Here is a 17,503-nt window from a genome sequence, read left to right on the forward strand (position 1 = left end):
CGTGACCCGTCCTGACTAAGGTTGACACTTTCCCCCCAGACAGGAAGGAGAGTCAATTGGAAGCGGTCGAAAAGCGAACTCAGCGGGACTACAGCCTGGCTTTTAAACTAGCGGTGGTGGAGCAGGTCGAAAAAGGCGAATTGACCTACAAGCAGGCCCAACAGCGGTACGGGATCCAGGGGCGCTCGACAGTGCTGGTATGGTTACGCAAGCACGGACTACAGGACTGGAGCGGCTCGTCGTCGCGTAGAGCTGCCAGCACCGCCATGGGAAACGAAACCGACAAGCCACTGACGCCGGAGCAGCGGATCAAGGAATTGGAAGTACAGCTGAAGGAGGCGAACGAGAAGGCTCGCTTGTTTGAGGCCGTGATCGACGTGATCCAGAAGGAGCACGGGGTTCGCATCGTAAAAAAGCCCTCGGGCAGGTCCTCGCGCAAAAGCTCGTCCAAGGGCTGAGCGTCAGCAGGGCCTGCCGCTATGTCGGCATCAGCCGACAGGCATACTACAAACGCCAGCACAGTGAGCGCCTGCGGCTTGAGCGAGACGCCAAGGTTTGCGCCATGGTGACCTACACTCGCCTGCGCCAGCCGCGCTTGGGCACGCGCAAGCTTCAGCACATCTTGCGCTCACCCTTGGCTCAGGCCGGTATCCAGATCGGCCGTGACCGCTTGTTCGACATACTGCGTGCGGCTCGCTTGCTGGTGGCGCCGCAGCGGGCTTATCACAAGACCACGCATAGCCATCATCGCTTCCGGCGACATCCCAACCTGCTCAAGGATGGGCCCCAGAAGGTTGTTCCAACGGGTCCGGAACAGGTCTGGGTGGCTGACATCACGTACTTGCCGACCGCCCAGCGCTTCGTCTACCTAAGCCTGGTGACCGACGCCTACTCTCGCAAGATCGTCGGCTACCACGTGCATGACAGCCTGCAGACCGAGCAGGTGAGCCAGGCGCTGAGGATGGCGCTGCGGGGCCGCAGCACGCGCCAGCCGCTGGTTCACCACTCGGATCGCGGGATCCAGTACTGCTTGACCTACTACCAGGAGATCCATCAGCGCCATGGGCTGATTTGCTCCATGACCGATGGCTACGATTGTTACCAGAATGCCATGGCAGAACGCGTCAACGGCATTCTCAAAAGCGAGTTCTTGCTGCAGCGGCCTGCCGACCTGAAGCAGGCCGCTCGCATGGTCGAACAGTCCATCCGTATCTACAACCGCGAGCGACCGCATCAGTCGCTGAAATACAAAACGCCCAATGAGGTTCATCGGGCGTCTCTTGCTACAACTTGAACGAGCAAACCGCGTGCAGCGGGGTGTCAACCTATGTCAGGACTTGACAGGCGTTTTCATTGGCGCACCGGGGTCCGTTCACGATCGATTGGTGGTGGTCACCGCTTCTTGCTCGCCATCGCACAGGCGGTCGGATCAGGACAAATGGGCAAGATACGCGGGTTGATACCAATTCCACCGCCCGCGCTTTCACGGTTGAATTGCGCCCGGAGCACAATGCGGAACATAGTTCCGCATCACGGAACCAATCCGAACTCCGGCGCCCCGCGGCAGCCCCGGCTCCGCGGGCGCGTCCCGGCCCGCCTTCGGGAAGGAGACAGGGGCAACGCCGGCGCAGAGCGCCGCCCCCTTGCGCCGATCGGGCTGCATGATTAGACCAAGAATCCTCGGGAGCCTCACTTGAAAGCAGTATCGAATGTCGGCAGCGCAGCCTGCCTGGCCCTCCTCGGCCTGTGCCACGGCGCCCTGGCGCAGACCTATCCGACCAAGCCGATCCGCCTGATCGTGCCGTTCGCCGCGGGCGGCACCACGGACATCGTGGCGCGCTCGGTCGCGGACGGCATTGGCCGTGAACTCGGCCAAGTGGTGGTGGTGGAAAACCGTGGCGGCGGCGGCGGCGTGATCGGCGCCGATGCCCTGGCCAAGGCTTCGCCCGACGGCTATACGCTGGGCATCGCCACCGTGAGCACCATGGCGACGAACCCGGCGACCAATGCCAGGAATCCCTACGATCCGATCAAGGATTTCGCGCCCATCACCAACCTGGTCAATGTGCCGAACGTGCTGACGGTCAACCCGAAGGTCCCGGCCAGGACCTTGCAGGAATTCGTCGCCCTGGTCAAAGCCAATCCCGGCAAGTACAGCTATGCGTCGGCCGGCAAAGGCAGCATCTCCCATCTGGATGGAGAACTGTTCAAGTTCCTGACCAAGACCGATATGGTGCATATCCCCTACCGGGGATCGGGGCCCGCCCTGAACGACACGCTGGCCGGCCAGGTCAGCGGGCAGTTCGACAACCTGCCCTCGTCGATGCCTCACATCCAGGCCGGCAAGCTGCGTGCCCTGGCCGTGGCGGCGCCAAAACGGGTGGACGGGCTGCCTGACGTGCCGACCTTTGCCGAAGCCGGCATGAAGGATATGAACAACATGGCGTGGTATGGCCTGGTGGCCCCGGCCAACACGCCCGCCGCGATCATCGCCAAGGTACACGACGCTGCCGTGAAGACCTTGCAGGATCCCAATGTGAAGCGCCGCCTGGCCGAGAGCGGCGCGTACACCGACGGCAACACGCCGCAGCAATACACCGCGCAGATCAAGCGCGAACTGGAACTGCGCAAGAAGATCGCGCATGACCAGAACATCACGCTGGAATAAGAAACCGAAGGCCGGCCGCCCCCGGCCGGGCCTTGCCGGAGCGCGCCGGCGCCCCCGCGTTTTCCCTTGCTTGTTTTTCCGCTGGACCCTCCCATTTATTGATCTGGCACAGAAGCCGCCAGCGCGTTAAGCGGTTCAATACAGTGGGAAGAAAGATTAACTTCGCAGGGTCATCCCTAGTCGGTAAAGTACCCGGTCAGACGACCACTTTTGCGGCCATGCTCCCTGCCCGTGGCCATTACTCACGAGGATGAATATGCGCAACAAGACCGTACCCGCCCTGATCATCGCCGCCCTGACAGCCTTCGGCGGCGCGCAACTGGCGCATGCCCAGAAAAACTATACCGATGGCGGCGACCTCTACGGCGGCGCCCACACGGGCAAGGTCGACCCGAACAAGAACGCGGCCAAGTCGGGCAAGTTCGACCCGTACACAGATGGCGCGAAGAAATCGACCAAATCGAACCTGAACGCCGCCGGCGGCAAGAAGAAGGCAGATCCATACACCGACGGTGCCAAGGCAGGCAAGTTCGATCCGTACACGGATGGCGCCAAGGCGGGCAAGTTCGACCCCTACACCGACGGCGCCAAGGCAAAGCAGTAAGCCCAGCAAGCCGCCCGGCTGCCGGCCGCCCGCGAGGACGGTGCGCGATCGGGCATCGCAGCCAGCAACGGCCCCGCCTTGCAGCGTTTTCCGCTGCAAGGCGGGGCCGTTTGCCTACAGGCGCCTACAGGTGCCTACAGGCGGCAGCGCAACACCGCAAGTCCCAACACCCGCTTGAAACACCGCCGGAGGCAAATGGCCGGATGACGCCACATAGGGAAATGTGAGAAAAACGATCAAAGCGGGAAACGGCTCGGCATCAGACTTCGAATCAGGCCCGGAATGAAATAGGACCGCACCCTATCCCGCAGCCCATGACGCCGCACGGCTCCCGCATCATCCCAGCGCTCCCTTGCCTTCGGAGACCATCATGCACGACCTGCTGATCCTTATGGCTTCCTCGGTGATACTGGCGGTATTCATTTTCAAGGAATGAGGGCGGACACGAGAACGCCCCCGCGAGCATCGGGCCTGGCGATCAGGCCGCCGCCAGGATGGGCCCGGTGCCGCCCATCGTGCCCTCCTCGCGAAAGCGCGCATGCCAGGCCAGCGCTTCCTCGATCAGGTGCGGCGTATGCCCGCCGCGGCGCGTGGCGCGCGTCACGTAATCGCCAAGCAGGTCGCGATAGAGCGGATCGGCGCAGTTGGCGATGATCTGCTGCGCGCGCTCGCGCGGCGCCAGCCCGCGCAGGTCGGCCAGCCCATGCTCGGTCACGATGACGTCGACGTCGTGCTCGGTGTGGTCCACGTGCGAAACCATCGGCACGATGCTGGATATGGCGCCGGCCTTGGCCACCGACTTCGTGACAAACACGGAGATGTGCGCATTGCGGGCGAAATCGCCGGAACCGCCGATGCCGTTCATCATGTGCGTGCCGCCAACATGGGTGGAATTCACGTTGCCATAGATATCGCACTCGAGGGCCGTGTTGATGGTGATCAGGCCGAGCCGGCGCAAGATCTCCGGATGGTTGCTGATCTCCTGCGGGCGCAGGATCACACGGGATTTGTAGCGCTCGAGGTCCGCCAGGAATCGCGCATAGACGGCGCTGGTCAAGGTTACCGACGAAGCCGAGGCAAAGCTCAGCCGCCCGGCATCCAGCAGCTCGATGGTGCTGTCCTGCAGGACTTCCGAATACATCTTGAGGTCGCGGAACGGGGAATCGACCAGCCCGTGCAGCACGGCGTTGGCAATCGTGCCGATACCCGCCTGCAGCGGCTGCAGCGAGGGCGCCAGCCGGCCCGCGCGGACCTCATGCAAGAGAAAATCGTTCAAATGCCCGGCAATCTGGCGTGTCTCCTGGTCGGGCGGCAACGCATTGGACGGACTGTCATCCTTCTGCGTGATCACGATGGCGGCAATCTTCGCCGGGTCCAGCGGAATGTAGGGCAAACCGATGCGCTGTTCCGCCGCAATCAACGGAATCGGCTGGCGATAGGGGCGCGGCGTCGGCAGGTAGATATCGTGCAAGCCTTCCAGCCCGGCCGGCATATTGAGGTTGATCTCGACGATCACCTGCTTGGCCAGCATCGCGAAGCTGGCGGAATTGCCCACCGACGTGGTCGGCACGATGCCGCCCGTCTCCGTGATCGCCACGGCCTCCACCACCGCCACGTCCACGGGCGCGATCTGCTGCCCGCGCAGTTGCTCCACGGTCTCGGACAAGTGCTGGTCGATAAACATCACTTCGCCCGCATTGATCTTGCGCCGCAGGGTCGCATCGACCTGGAACGGCAGGCGCCGCGCCAGCACGTTGGCTTCGGCCAGGATCTTGTCGGTGTCGTTGCCCAGCGAGGCGCCGGTCATCAGCGTGATGCGCAGCGGCTCCTTGGCCGCGCGCCTGGCTAGCGCCTCCGGCACCGCCTTGCAATCGCCGGCGCGGGTGAAGCCGCTCATGCCAACCGTCATGCCATCGCGAATCAGTTCGGCCGCGGCCTCCGCCGGCATGACCTTGTCCAGCAGCCTGGCCAGCCGGATACGTTCCTTGTGCATCTTTTATGTCTCCATGATGCCTCCCCGGCCGATGGGCCGCGCCGCGCGCCATGGCAGGGCCCGGCGTTCGGCTCGGATTGCGCTTCCTACCGGCCGGTAAGGCGCAGGCAAGCAGTGTAGCCACGGCACGGGCATTCCTGCGGGGATATAAAATCATGGAATCAAGTCGCTTTTTTCATAGCACCGGGGCGTGCGAAGAGGCACACCGGGATGCAGCCGGCCGTCCGTGATCCCGGCGGCGCATACCCATCCGCGGGCGCGGGGTTTTCCCTCGGTGCAATGCATCGATGCCGCCGTTCTGATACTGTCGTGCTGCTTCAGGACGCGGACTCACGCGCCGCAGCGCCGCCCTGACGCAAAGCGCCGCAGGCACCACCAACCGGAGACAAAAAGCAGATGGAGCATCGCGCATTCGCCACCAGCGAGCCCGTGGTTCAAGGGTTGATCGAAGCCGTCTGTGCCTGGCAGGCCGCACTCGAGCAGGCCCTCTCCGATTCCGGCATCAGCTACACCAAATGGCTCCTGCTGCGCGCCATCGCGTGTGGCGACTTCATTCGCCACCAGGCCTATCGCGGCCAGATCCTGATCGACGCCGACCTGTCCGAACGCTTGCTTGAGGAACTGCATGCCCACGGCTGGATCGAGCTTGCCGAAGCACCGCGCATCGCCGATTCGGCACACGGGCGCCTCGAACGGGTGTGGCAGGCGGTCAAGGCCCTGCACTCGGTATCCGTCGCCGCGTTCAACCCGCAGGAGCGCGCCGCCTTGAGCGCCCTGCTGCGGCGCATGAGCCAGACTCTCGGCGACCACACCGCGCGCCGCCGCAAGCACGGCACCCCCGCGCCGGTGCCAGCCTGAACGCCCCACGCCCGCCCTGCCCGCGCACCGTACTTTGTGCGCAGTTGCTCCCTTTATGCTCTACAGTAGTTAGCACGGTCTCGCTGCCATGGCGACCGCGCCGCGCACCTTGCCGCCGGGCATGAGACCGCCAACACAAGCCGTCTGGGGGAGACACCATGCTGGCGGAAAGCGAAACGCGACTGGCCCAATTGCTGGCCGACCTGATGCAGTTCGCCCAGGGCCGCCTGCCCGGCGAGACATACGTCAGGATCGAGCCTTTCCTGCGCCATTACTATGACCTGACGGACACCGAGGATCTGATCAAGCGAGACGTGGCGGATCTCTACGGCGCGATCATGGCGCACTGGCAGACCGCGCAGCGCTTTGTCTCCGGCAAGGCCCGGCTGCGTGTCTACAACCCCAACCTGGAACAGCACGGCTGGCACTCCGACCACTCGGTGGTGGAGATCGTCAACGACGACATGCCCTTCCTGGTCGACTCCGTCACCATGGAGATCAACCGGCTGGGGCTGGCCCTGCATTCCGCGATTCATCCGGTGTTCCGGGTCTGGCGCAACACGGATGGCACCATCGGGAAAGTCGGGCTCGGCAGCGAAGGCGGCTCGGCCGCCGGCAACGGCGCCAACGGCTCGAACGGCGGTGCGCGCCTGGAATCCTTCATTCACTTCGAAGTCGACCGCTGTGGCGACACCGCCACGCAGGAAGCCTTGCGCAACGGCATTGCCCGGGTACTCGGCGACGTGCGTGCCGCAGTGGAAGACTGGCCACAGATGACGGCCACCACGCGCGCCACCATCGAGACGCTGGCACAAGGCCCCAAAGCCGCCCGGGCCGACGTGCAGGAGGCCTGCGCCTTCCTGGAATGGATGCTGGACAATCACTTCTGCTTCCTGGGCCAGCGCGACTACGAACTGGTGACAAAGGACGGCCACTACTTCCTGCGCGGCGTTGCCGGCTCCGGTGCCGGCATCCTGCGCGAAAACCTGCGAACCCCCGATGCGGATACGCTCACCGAACTGCCGGCGGCAGCGGCCAGCGTCATCGAGGACAGCGCGCAGATCTTCGTGACCAAGGCCAATTCGCGGGCGACCGTGCACCGGCCGGGTTACCTCGACTATGTCGGCGTCAAGCTCACCGACGCCAACGGCAAGCTCTTCGGCGAGCGCCGTTTCGTGGGGCTCTACACCTCCACCACCTACATGACGTCCTGCGCGGACATTCCGCTGGTGCGCAGCAAATTCTCCAACATCCTGGCGCGCGCGGGTTTCCTGACCAAGGGCCACCTCTACAAGTCGCTGGTCACCATTCTCGAGCAATACCCGCGCGACGAACTGTTCCAGTCCGAAGAAGACGAGCTGTTCGACATCTCGCTGGGCATCCTGCGCCTGCAGGAGCATCAGCGCATCCGCTTGTTCGTGCGCCGCGACCGCTTCGACCGCTTTGTCTCCTGCCTGGTGTTCGTGCCGCGCGACAAATACAACACGGACCTGCGCCAACGCATCCAGAAGCTGCTGATGACCGCCTTCCGCGGCAACAGCTGTGAATTCACGCCGCAGTTGTCGGAATCGCCGTTGGCGCGCATCCAGCTGATCGTGCGCGGCGAGCCCGGCACCATGCCCGAGATCAGCCCGGCGGAACTGGAAGAGCGCATCGTGCAGGCCGCGCGCCGCTGGCAGGACGACGTCGCCGCCGCCCTGCTGGACAGTGCCGGCGAAGAGCAAGGCAACCGCCTGCTGCGCCGCTACGGCGACTCCTTCCCCGCCGGCTACCGCGAGGACTATCCCGCGCGCACTGCAGTACGCGACATCGAACTGATGGAGGCGGCGCAGTCGGGCGGCGGCATCGCCATGAACCTGTACCGTCCGATCGAAGCCGCGCCTGGCGCATTCCGCTTCAAGGTCTACCGCGCGCGCGAGCCGATCGCGCTATCGCTCAGCCTGCCGATGCTTGAGCACCTGGGCGTGCGCGTGGACGAAGAGCGTCCCTACCTGGTCGAGCCCAACGGCGCCGCGCCTGTCTGGATCCACGATTTCGGGCTGGAGATGGCCGATGGCGTCGCCGCCGGCATCGACCTGGGCGCGGATATCGCGCGCATCAAGGCGCTGTTCGAAGACGCCTTCGCGCGTGCCTGGAATGGCGAAATCGAGAACGACGACTTCAACCGCCTGGTGCTGCGGGCCGAACTGGCCGCGCGCGACGTGACCATCCTGCGCGCCTACGCCCGCTATCTTCGCCAGGTCGGGTCGACCTTCAGCGATGCCTATATCGAGCGGGCCCTGACCGGCAACCCGGCCATCGCTTCGCGGCTGGTCGAATTGTTCGTGGCACGCTTCGACCCCGCCACGGAAGCCGCCCGCGCGCCGCGCTGCGAGCAGCTGCAGCAGGCCATTGCCGCAGCGCTGGACCAGGTGCCCAACCTGGACGAGGACCGCATCCTGCGCCTGTTCCTGGGCGTGATCAACGCCACGGTACGCACCAACTATTTCCGCCATGGCGCCGACGGCGACCCGCGCCCCTATGTATCGTTCAAGTTCAACCCTGCGCTGGTGCCCGGCTTGCCGGAGCCGCGCCCGATGTTCGAGATCTGGGTCTACTCTCCACGCGTGGAAGGCGTACACCTGCGCGGCGGCCCGGTGGCGCGCGGCGGCCTGCGCTGGTCCGACCGGCGGGAGGACTTCCGCACCGAGGTGCTGGGCCTGATGAAGGCGCAGATGGTCAAGAATACGGTGATCGTGCCGGTGGGCAGCAAGGGCGGCTTCGTGGTCAAGCGTCCGCCGCCGGCAAACGATCGCGACGCGCTCCTGCAGGAAGGCATCGCCTGTTACCAGACCTTCCTGCGCGGCCTGCTCGACGTGACCGACAACCGGGTCGCCGGCACCCTGGAGCCGCCGCCCGAGGTGGTGCGCGAGGATGGCGACGACCCCTACCTGGTGGTCGCCGCCGACAAGGGCACGGCCAGCTTTTCCGACTACGCCAACGCGATCTCCGCCGAATACGGCTTCTGGCTCAGCGACGCCTTCGCCTCCGGCGGCTCGGTGGGCTACGACCACAAGAGAATGGCGATCACCGCCCGTGGCGCCTGGGAATCGGTCAAGCGCCACTTCCGCGAGATGGGCACCGACATCCAGTCCACCGACTTCACCGTCGCCGGCATCGGCGACATGTCCGGCGATGTGTTCGGCAATGGCATGCTGCTATCGCCCCACATCAGGCTCGTGGCGGCGTTCGACCATCGCCATATCTTTCTCGACCCCTCCCCCGACCCGGCCGTCAGCCTGCGCGAGCGCCAGCGCATGTTCGAACTGCCGCGTTCCAGCTGGGCCGACTACGATCCGAGCCTGGTCTCCGCCGGTGGTGGCGTGTTCCCGCGCACCGCCAAGACCATCGCGATCACGCCCGAGGTGCAGGCCTGCCTGGGCATCGGCGCCACGACGCTGTCGCCCGCCGAACTGGTCCACGCCATCCTGCTGGCGCCGGTCGACCTGCTCTATAACGGCGGCATCGGTACCTACGTCAAGTCCAGCCGCGAAAGCCACCTGCAAGTGGGCGACCGCAGCAACGACGCGGTGCGCGTCAACGGTGCCGAACTGCGCTGCAAGGTGGTGGGCGAAGGCGGCAACCTCGGCCTCACGCAGCTTGGCCGCATCGAGTTCGCGTTGCATGGCGGACGCATCAATACCGATGCCATCGACAATTCCGCCGGCGTGGACTGCTCGGATCACGAGGTCAATATCAAGATCCTGCTGGGCCTGGCCGTGGCGGATGGCGAGATGACCGAGAAGCAACGCAACAAACTGCTGGCGGAAATGACCGACGAGGTCGGTTTGCTGGTGCTGCAGGACAACTACTACCAGAGCCAGGCGCTGTCCGTGGCGATCCGCAGTGCCGCTGCGCTGCTCGATGCAGAAGGCCGGCTGATCCACTGGCTGGAGCGCGCCGGCCGCCTCAAGCGCGCGCTGGAGTTCCTGCCATCGGAAGAAGAGCTGGTCGAACGCAAGGCCGCCGGAGTGGGACTGACTTCCCCCGAACGCGCCGTGCTGCTCGCCTACAGCAAGATGTGGCTGTACGAGGAACTCCTCGCCTCCGGCTTGCCCGAGGACCCGCTGGTGGCTGGCCTGCTGCCCGCGTACTTCCCGCAGCCCTTGCGCGAGCGGCATGCCGATGCCATGCTGCGCCACCCGCTGCGCCGGGAAATCCTGGCCACGCACCTGACCAATACGCTGGTCAACCGTATCGGCGCCACCTTCATCCACCGCATGCTCGAAGAAACCGATGCGCGTCCCGCGGACATCGTGCGCGCCTGCCTGATCGCGCGCGACGTGTTCGGCCTGGACCCGCTCTGGATAGAGATAGACGCGCTGGACAACCGTATCGCCGACGAGGTACAGGCGCGCATGTTCACCGCCATGGGACGCCTGCTGGAACACGCCAGCCTCTGGTTCCTGCGTCATCCGCATGCAGGAGGCCCAAGCGCCGGCGATGGCCCGCGCTATGCCGAGGCGGCGGCCTGGCTCACCCCGCAACTCCCCGCGCTGCTGGCCGGCTCCGAAGCCGCGGCGCTGGCCGAGCGGAGGCAGGCGCTGCGCCAGTCCGGCGTGGACGATGCACTGGCCTTGCGCGTGGCAGCGGGCGAAATCTCGGCCGCGGCGCTGGATATCGCGGAAGTGGCGGCCGCCACGCAGCGCAGCCTGGCGCTGGTCGCGGGCGTCTATTTCGCACTCGACACGGAGTTCAGCTTTGGCTGGCTGCGCGAACGCGCCCTTGCCCTGCCCGCCGACAGCCATTGGGACCTGCTCGCTCGCACCACCACGCTGGAAGACCTCGGCCGCCTCAAGCGCGCGCTGACGGTAAGCGTGCTGGCGCCGCCGCGGGAACTGGACACGCCGGCGCTGCTTATCGAAGCGTGGCGCGGCGGACGCCAGGCACAGATCGAACGCTTCTCGCGCATGCTGGCGGACCAGCGCGCATCCGGTGCGGCCGGCTTGGCGATGCTATCGGTGGCGGTGCGGGAAATCGGCGTGCTGGAACGCAGTCAGCCCGGCGGGTAAACGCGGGAGATGGGGAGTGGAAACAATGCCGGCATGGCACACGCCCACCGAATCACGACGTGCGATGAACGGGCCCGTCAAAGCCATGATCGCGGCGGTGGCAATCGCCACCGCCAGCAGCCATGCCAGTCCAGGACCGATGGCAAACGCGTTGTCATCGGCCTGAAGCGCTACGGCTTGCGGACCCGGAAGTGGAGCAGCATCATGCTGCCCGAGCTGCCCGGCTCCCTGGCCATGGGCCGCACCGACGGAGCCGGCAATAGCCTTACCGTCTCCACTTCGCTTCGAGCAACACTGCTGCCTTGATGGCGGCGACGGTCTCTTGCTCAGTCTTGAAATCACCCAGCAGACGCTTGGACTTGCCGCCGAGCACCGCAGCCTGCAGCGCCTTGCCGGACGCCGCCGAAGTACCGGGGTGCCAGCAATAGCGGGCGGTCCAGGTACCGTTCTGCAACCGCTCGGCAACCCAGATCACGCGAAAATCCTCGAACACAACCCCGAAGGGTTCGTCTTCGCTCATGACATACCTCCACTACACGCGATCGCTCCCCTCTAACACCACGACCGTGCGCGCGCGGGCCGTGTCAGCCTGATCGACCAGCCGGGATCGGCATCGGACCGGTCGATATGTCGCCGTCATTGCGGCGATCTGATAGGTCAGGATTGCAGGACGCGGTAAGCGGTACGCGACTGGTGGAGCTGCCCGCCGTCGTGGCCCGTTGCTGCGTCAACGCCCTGTATCCAGTGATGCTAGCACGCGGCGCACCGCTGCAACCAGCCAAGCCTGACAATCCAGACGCCCGCATGCCTGCATTGCGCCGCCGCCAGCCGCTAGGAGGCAGGAATCTCGTGGCTCCCGCGCCCCAGTAGATCGCCGTGGAGGTCGCCCAGCACGCGCGGCCTGCGGGGCTGCAGCTCCAGGCCCAGGCGGATCAGCAATTCAAAAGCATCGGCCAGCAGATGCTGCTGGCGTGGCAACAGGCTGGCGTAAGGCATGTCGTAGATGGATTGATGCGAGCCGCGCGGGCCTTTGAGTCCGCGATCGCGAGCCATATCGGACAGGAGCGCGGCAAAGCCGCCAAGGTCCTCTGCTGCCAGGGCGGTATTGAGTACCGCGGCCAGCACGTGCGGCGGCGACGAACCCCAGCCCATGGCATCGGCGTTGGCAGCGCTTTCTTCGGAAGAGTCGAATGAGTTCATACCCGAATTAACGACCGCGTTGCCGCACCATGTAGGCTATTCGGCAAAACTTCTGCCAGACACGCAGCATGGTCCAGCCAGCGCCCGGGTACTCGGCGTGCCGCCCCCGCTCACGCTGGCGGGGGCCCGTGCGGGCACGTCAATCAGCCTGCCGCGTAAGCAACGTGGTCCACCGTGGCGTCGATCAGGCGGCAGGCACGGGCCTGGGCCCGGTCGGCCACCTCCAGCAATTCGCCCTGCTCATGCCCGACCCACGATTGCAGCGGAGAAGGATTGCGCACCGCGCCCTTCGCCTCCTGGACGATCGAAGCGCTGACCAGGCAGCCGCGCTCATGCTGCTGCACCGTAATCAAAATCACATAGCCCCGGTAATGCTGTGTTCTGGATTCATTCATGGTGTCTCCCTTTGCCGGGCATCGTAGCATGCCGCGGCATGGCGCTTGCCGGCAACGGGGCATGGCCAGGAAAAGGTGCGCACGAGGGGGAGGCGGCCGGCTAAGGCCGGGCCTGGTGGCGATCCTCGGGACGCCGCCCCATGCGCCAGACATTGGGCGGCTGGCCGTGCGCGGCATTCTGGAACATCCAGGCGCCGCAGACGGTACAGCGCCAGGGACGATCCACCCATCGCGAATTGACATCCATGCCGAGCGCGCCCGCACCGGTGGCAGCCAGGTTCTCATGCGGCTCCACCGTGGTCGGCGCGCCCACGAGAAGGTGGCAGAGGTCGCAAGCCTGCATGTCTGACTCCAGCAAAGCCGGCACGTAGCCGGCGCATCCTTAGGGTTGCAAAGCTTCGGCCCCGCTTGTCCGGCGGGACAGCTTCACGCGCCGGTGCGGAAGGGATCGTCTCCCGGCTGGCCAGGCGCCTCGACCAGATCGAACTCGTCGCGCGCCTTGTCCACCACGGCCCGAATACTCCTCTCGTAGCCGCCGGCATTGCCGAAGGCTTTCATATCCCAATTGCGGCCGCGCGCGTCGCGTGGATGCGCCTGCGGCGCCGGCACACGAATCCTGGCACTGTCCTCCACAATGTCGTCGATACGCTGGATACGCCGGCTCACCTCGTCCTGCAAGGCCCTGGCGGCGCGCTCGCGTTTGGCCATCGTAGACTCCCTGTCGTTGGCGAGAAGGCAAGCAGCATCTGGCGCCTGCATCCAGGCGGGCGGGCTGCAAACGTCCACCCGGAAAGACATGTAATCCGCGCCGCCTCACGATTCGATTGTAGAGTCCGCGCACCGCCACTACAAATCGTTTGACCGGCCGCCCGGCCAAACGATCGGCAAAAATGGCGTTGGATCGAGCGGGCCACCGGACTGGCGCGACAAGCACTCGCCGGTTGCGGCCGGCATATTGCACCCCTGCTATCAGGCTGACTCCCGACATCGCAAGGATCATGCGCGCATTCGTCGTGCACTCGTCGTGCCTATTTGGCGCGCGCAAAAGAAAAAACCCGCACAGCTTTCACTGTGCGGGTTCTTGATACTGGTCGGGGCGAGAGGATTTGAACCTCCGACCACCTGCACCCCATGCAGGTACGCTACCAGGCTGCGCTACGCCCCGAAGAAAAAGATTATAGCAGAATGCTTTTGCTGCTGACTAGTGGCTAGCGCACTTTTTATTCGTGTTTCGCAATCTGCCGAAGCTGCGCGAGCAGGTGCTGTACTTCCACCAGTTCGCTGCGCAGGTTATTCAGGTCGAGTGGGAAGACCGGCGCTTCATCGGTCACCGATGCGGCAAGGGCCGCGGCCTGCTCGTCCTCGGCGGGCGCATGGCTGTGCTGCCGTCCTTCATCGAGGCGATTGCGCGCGCCGTTGATCGTAAAGCCCTGCTCGTACAGCAGTTCGCGGATGCGCCGGATCAGCAGGACTTCGTGATGCTGGTAGTAGCGGCGGTTGCCGCGCCGCTTGAGGGGCTTGAGCTGCGTGAACTCCTGTTCCCAGTAGCGCAGCACATGCGGCTTGACGGCGCAAAGCTCGCTGACCTCGCCGATGGTGAAGTAGCGTTTTGCGGGAATCGGTGGCAACGAAATGCGATCGCTGGATCTTTCCGACATACGGTGAATTGGCGGGCTTCAGGCCGTGCCGGCAGTGGTTGTAGTGACCGCGCAGCCAGGCGCGCGGACGATCGGAAACGAAGTCATCGAGAAGCGAGGCAACAGGATAGCGAGCGGCCGCGCTGCTGGCAAACGATCAGCCCGGCACCGCCAGGCCGGCTCGCTCTTCCACCAGGCCCTTGAGCTTCTGGCTGGCATGGAAGGTCACCACGCGCCGTGCCGTGATGGGGATGATCTCGCCAGTCTTGGGATTGCGGCCAGGACGTTGCGGCTTGTCGCGCAGCTGGAAATTGCCGAAACCGGAGAGCTTGACGCTGTCGCCCTGCTCCAACGCTTCGCGGATCACGTCGAAGAACGCTTCGACCATGTCCTTGGATTCGCGCTTGTTGAGACCGACCTGGTCGAACAGCATTTCGGCAAGCTCGGCCTTGGTGAGGGTCGGTACCTCGGCAACACGGGAGTCGGGTACCTCATCGTCGAGAGAGGCGGCCTGCCGGCCGCCTGCTTCACCTATTGCAGCGGCCATGAGATACGCGTGTCGATCGTTCATTGTCATTCAGTGTGGCGATCCGCCCGGATGCGGAGGTCCGGGCGCTCCATTGTCATGTCAGCTGGTGGATCAGCCGCGCAACCGCGCCTGGAATGCAGCGCCGGCGGCTTCGACCATGCAACGCACCGCACTGTCGACGGTTTCGTCCTGGAGGGTCGCCCCAGTATCTTGCAAGGTCAGGCGGAACGCAAGGCTTTTCTCGTCCGCCCCAATGGCCGCCGAAGCCGCCTTCGGACGGAACTCGTCGAACAATACCAGGCTCTGGCAGTAGCGGCCGGAGCCTTGTTTTTCCAGTGCCTCGCGCATGGCGTCGAGCAGGTCCTGCACGCGTACCGGCTGTTTCACCACCAGCGCCAGGTCGCGTACCGCGGCCGGGAACCTGGAGATTTCGGTGTAGCCCGGCAGACCCACTTCGCGCAGCGCCTGCAGGTCCAGTTCGAACACCACCGGCGCTTGCGTCAGCTCATACTCCTGCAGCCAGCGCGGATGCAGTTCGCCGATCACGCCGACCACCTTGCCGTCGATCACCACTTGCGCGGCGCGGCCCGGATGCAGCGCGGGATGCGCCACCGGCTCGAAGCGTGCAACCCGCGGATGCAGCAGGGCTTCGACATCGCCCTTGACGTCGAAGAAGTCCACCGGGCGCGTCGCAACACCCCACTGCTCTTCGAAGGCCGGGCCATAGGCGATGCCGCCGGCGACCATCGGCTGGCGATAGCCTGCCACGGTCAGGCCGCCATCCGCCACTGCGGCGTCGCGATGGAACACGCGGCCCACTTCAAACATCCGCACGCGCGAAGCCTTGCGGTTGAGGTTGTAGCGCACCTTGTCGAGCAGGCCGCCGACCAGCGTGGAGCGCATCACCGCCAGCTGGCTGGCGATCGGGTTGAGCAGGCGGATCGGATTGTCGTTGGCGGCGAAATCGCGTTCCCACTTCTCTTCGACGAAGGCGAAGTTGATCACCTCCTGGTAGTCGCGCGCGGCAATCGCGTGACGCACCGCATGGGTCGAGCGGCGCGCTTCGTCGGTCGGGCGCATTTCGCTCTCGGCGATCGGCGGGCGTGCCGGAATGCGCTCGAAGCCATAGATGCGGGCCACTTCCTCGATCAGGTCTTCCTCGATCTCGATGTCGAAGCGATAGCTCGGCGGCGTGACGACGAATACTTCGCCATCCGCGCCTTGTTCGCGGGAGAACGGCAGCTGCAGCCGCTGGAACACGTCGGCGATCACCGCCGGCGACAGTTCGATGCCAAGCACGCGCTCGGCGCGCGCCACACGCAGGCGCACCGGCTTGCGCTGCGGCAGGTTGGCGATCTGGTCGTCGACCGGACCGGCCTGTCCGCCACAGATATCGAGGATCAGCGCGCTGATGCGCTCGATATGCTCGACCGTGGTGGCATAGTCCACGCCGCGCTCGAAACGATGCCCGGCATCGGTCGAGAAGTTGAAGCGGCGCGAGCGGCCCTGGATCGCTTCCGGCCACCAGAAGGCGGCCTCCAGGTAGATATTGGTGGTGTCCAGCGTCACGGCGGTGCTGTCGCCGCCCATGATGCCGGCCAGGCTCTCGATTTCCTTGTCGTCGGCGATCACGCCGACCTGCTCGTCGAGCTCGACGGTATTGCCGTTGAGCAGCTTGAGCTGCTCGCCCTTGCGGCCCCAGCGCACGTCCAGCCCGCCGTGGATCTTGTCCAGGTCGAACACATGCGAGGGACGGCCCAGTTCGAGCATCACGTAGTTGGAGATGTCGACCAGCGCGGAGAGGCTGCGCTGCCCGGCCCGCTCCAGCCGCTGCACCATCCATGCCGGCGTGGCAGCGCGCGCGTTCACTCCGCGGATCACACGGCCGGAGAAGCGGCCGCACAGGTCGGGCGCCGAGATCTTGACCGGCAGCTTGTCGGCCAGCGTCACGGCAACCGGCTTCATCTCCGGCAGGCGCAGTTCGGCACCGGTCAGCGCGGCAACTTCGCGCGCCACGCCGTGAATCGACAGGCAGTCGGCCTTGTTCGGCGTCAGCTTGATGACGAAGACCTGGTCATCCAGGTCCAGGTATTCGCGGATGTCCTGGCCGATCCTTGCATCCTCGGGCAGGAGCATCAGGCCGCCATGGTCTTCCGACAGCTTGAGCTCGCGCGCCGAACACAGCATGCCGTAGCTGTCCACGCCGCGCAGCTTGCCCACCTTGATCTCGAACGGCTTGCCGCCCGCTTCCGACGGCGGCAGCACGGCGCCGACCAGCGCGCACGGCACCAGGATGTCGGGCGCCACGTTGGGCGCGCCGCATACGATCTGCAGGGTCTCGCCGGTGCCGGCATCGACCTGGCAGACATTGAGACGATCCGCGTTGGGATGGCGCTCGGTGGCGAGCACGCGCGCCACCACCACCTTGTTGAAGGGCGGCGCGACCGGGCCGACCTCTTCCACTTCCAGCCCGGCCATGGTCAGGCTGTGCGAAAGCGCATCGGTGGAAATCTTGTCGGGATTGACGAAACTGCGAAGCCAGGATTCCGAGAATTGCATGGCGCTTCT

At 65.2% G+C, this 17,503-nt stretch carries 14 protein-coding genes and 1 tRNA gene; 5 read left to right on the forward strand and 10 right to left on the reverse strand.

All coding sequences use genetic code 11. The annotated features are described in order from the left end of the window. Positions 1–56: 56 nt before the first annotated feature. From AC3FOF_RS36465 to AC3FOF_RS36475, 3 genes are all read left to right on the forward strand, one after another. Positions 57–1,294, forward strand: a protein-coding gene (locus AC3FOF_RS36465; RefSeq protein ID WP_488725926.1) for an IS3 family transposase whose coding sequence is annotated in 2 segments (ribosomal slippage) — positions 57–408 and positions 408–1,294 — 1,239 coding nt in all. Because the reading frame shifts where the segments join, the coding sequence is not laid out codon by codon here. A gap of 399 nt (positions 1,295–1,693) precedes the next feature. Continuing rightward, positions 1,694–2,668 carry a Bug family tripartite tricarboxylate transporter substrate binding protein gene (locus tag AC3FOF_RS36470; RefSeq protein WP_017226561.1) on the forward strand — a complete coding sequence of 325 codons (975 nt, stop codon included), beginning with the start codon at positions 1,694–1,696 and terminating at the stop codon, positions 2,666–2,668. 256 nt (positions 2,669–2,924) lie between these two features. Then, positions 2,925–3,272: a hypothetical protein gene (locus AC3FOF_RS36475; protein ID WP_017226562.1), complete on the forward strand. Its 348-nt coding sequence runs from the start codon at positions 2,925–2,927 to the stop codon at positions 3,270–3,272. Positions 3,273–3,750: 478 nt separating this feature from the next. On the opposite strand, the gene scpC is transcribed toward AC3FOF_RS36475, so the two are convergent. Then, on the reverse strand, positions 3,751–5,265 hold the full coding sequence (gene scpC, locus AC3FOF_RS36480) for a succinyl-CoA:acetate CoA-transferase ScpC (protein ID WP_276269121.1): 1,515 nt from the start codon (positions 5,263–5,265) through the stop codon (positions 3,751–3,753). Positions 5,266–5,661: 396 nt separating this feature from the next. Between scpC and AC3FOF_RS36485 the strand changes: the two genes are divergently transcribed. Both AC3FOF_RS36485 and AC3FOF_RS36490 read left to right on the forward strand, forming a co-directional pair. Beyond that, a complete protein-coding gene (locus AC3FOF_RS36485) occupies positions 5,662–6,123 on the forward strand; it encodes a hypothetical protein (protein WP_017226564.1) in 462 nt (153 codons plus the stop codon). Between the two features lie 158 nt (positions 6,124–6,281). Next, positions 6,282–11,174, forward strand: a complete 4,893-nt coding sequence (locus tag AC3FOF_RS36490) for an NAD-glutamate dehydrogenase (protein WP_488729380.1) — start codon at positions 6,282–6,284, stop codon at positions 11,172–11,174. A 265-nt stretch (positions 11,175–11,439) separates the two neighbouring features. Here the strand turns inward: AC3FOF_RS36490 and AC3FOF_RS36495 are convergent, their stop codons facing one another. The 9 genes from AC3FOF_RS36495 to pheT form a co-directional block, all read right to left on the reverse strand. Then, positions 11,440–11,694, reverse strand: a complete 255-nt coding sequence (locus AC3FOF_RS36495; RefSeq protein ID WP_017226565.1) for a hypothetical protein — start codon at positions 11,692–11,694, stop codon at positions 11,440–11,442. A gap of 311 nt (positions 11,695–12,005) precedes the next feature. After that, positions 12,006–12,374: a hypothetical protein gene (locus AC3FOF_RS36500; protein WP_017226566.1), complete on the reverse strand. Its 369-nt coding sequence runs from the start codon at positions 12,372–12,374 to the stop codon at positions 12,006–12,008. Between the two features lie 143 nt (positions 12,375–12,517). Continuing rightward, positions 12,518–12,769, reverse strand: a complete 252-nt coding sequence (locus AC3FOF_RS36505) for a hypothetical protein (RefSeq protein ID WP_017226567.1) — start codon at positions 12,767–12,769, stop codon at positions 12,518–12,520. 100 nt (positions 12,770–12,869) lie between these two features. Continuing rightward, positions 12,870–13,112: a hypothetical protein gene (locus AC3FOF_RS36510; RefSeq protein ID WP_017226568.1), complete on the reverse strand. Its 243-nt coding sequence runs from the start codon at positions 13,110–13,112 to the stop codon at positions 12,870–12,872. An 83-nt stretch (positions 13,113–13,195) separates the two neighbouring features. Then, positions 13,196–13,477, reverse strand: coding sequence for a hypothetical protein (locus AC3FOF_RS36515; protein WP_017226569.1), 282 nt, complete (start codon positions 13,475–13,477; stop codon positions 13,196–13,198). Between the two features lie 380 nt (positions 13,478–13,857). Continuing rightward, positions 13,858–13,934: transfer RNA gene (locus AC3FOF_RS36520), tRNA-Pro, on the reverse strand. Between the two features lie 55 nt (positions 13,935–13,989). Beyond that, positions 13,990–14,427 (reverse strand): MerR family transcriptional regulator, encoded by a 438-nt coding sequence (locus tag AC3FOF_RS36525; protein ID WP_017226570.1) that lies wholly within the window; start codon positions 14,425–14,427, stop codon positions 13,990–13,992. 136 nt (positions 14,428–14,563) lie between these two features. Next, a complete protein-coding gene (locus tag AC3FOF_RS36530) occupies positions 14,564–14,977 on the reverse strand; it encodes an integration host factor subunit alpha (RefSeq protein ID WP_017226571.1) in 414 nt (137 codons plus the stop codon). A 69-nt stretch (positions 14,978–15,046) separates the two neighbouring features. After that, on the reverse strand, positions 15,047–17,494 hold the full coding sequence (gene pheT, locus AC3FOF_RS36535) for a phenylalanine--tRNA ligase subunit beta (protein WP_488729381.1): 2,448 nt from the start codon (positions 17,492–17,494) through the stop codon (positions 15,047–15,049). Between the last annotated feature and the right edge of the window lie 9 nt (positions 17,495–17,503).

The organism is Cupriavidus sp. 96C5-1, from assembly GCF_057798855.1.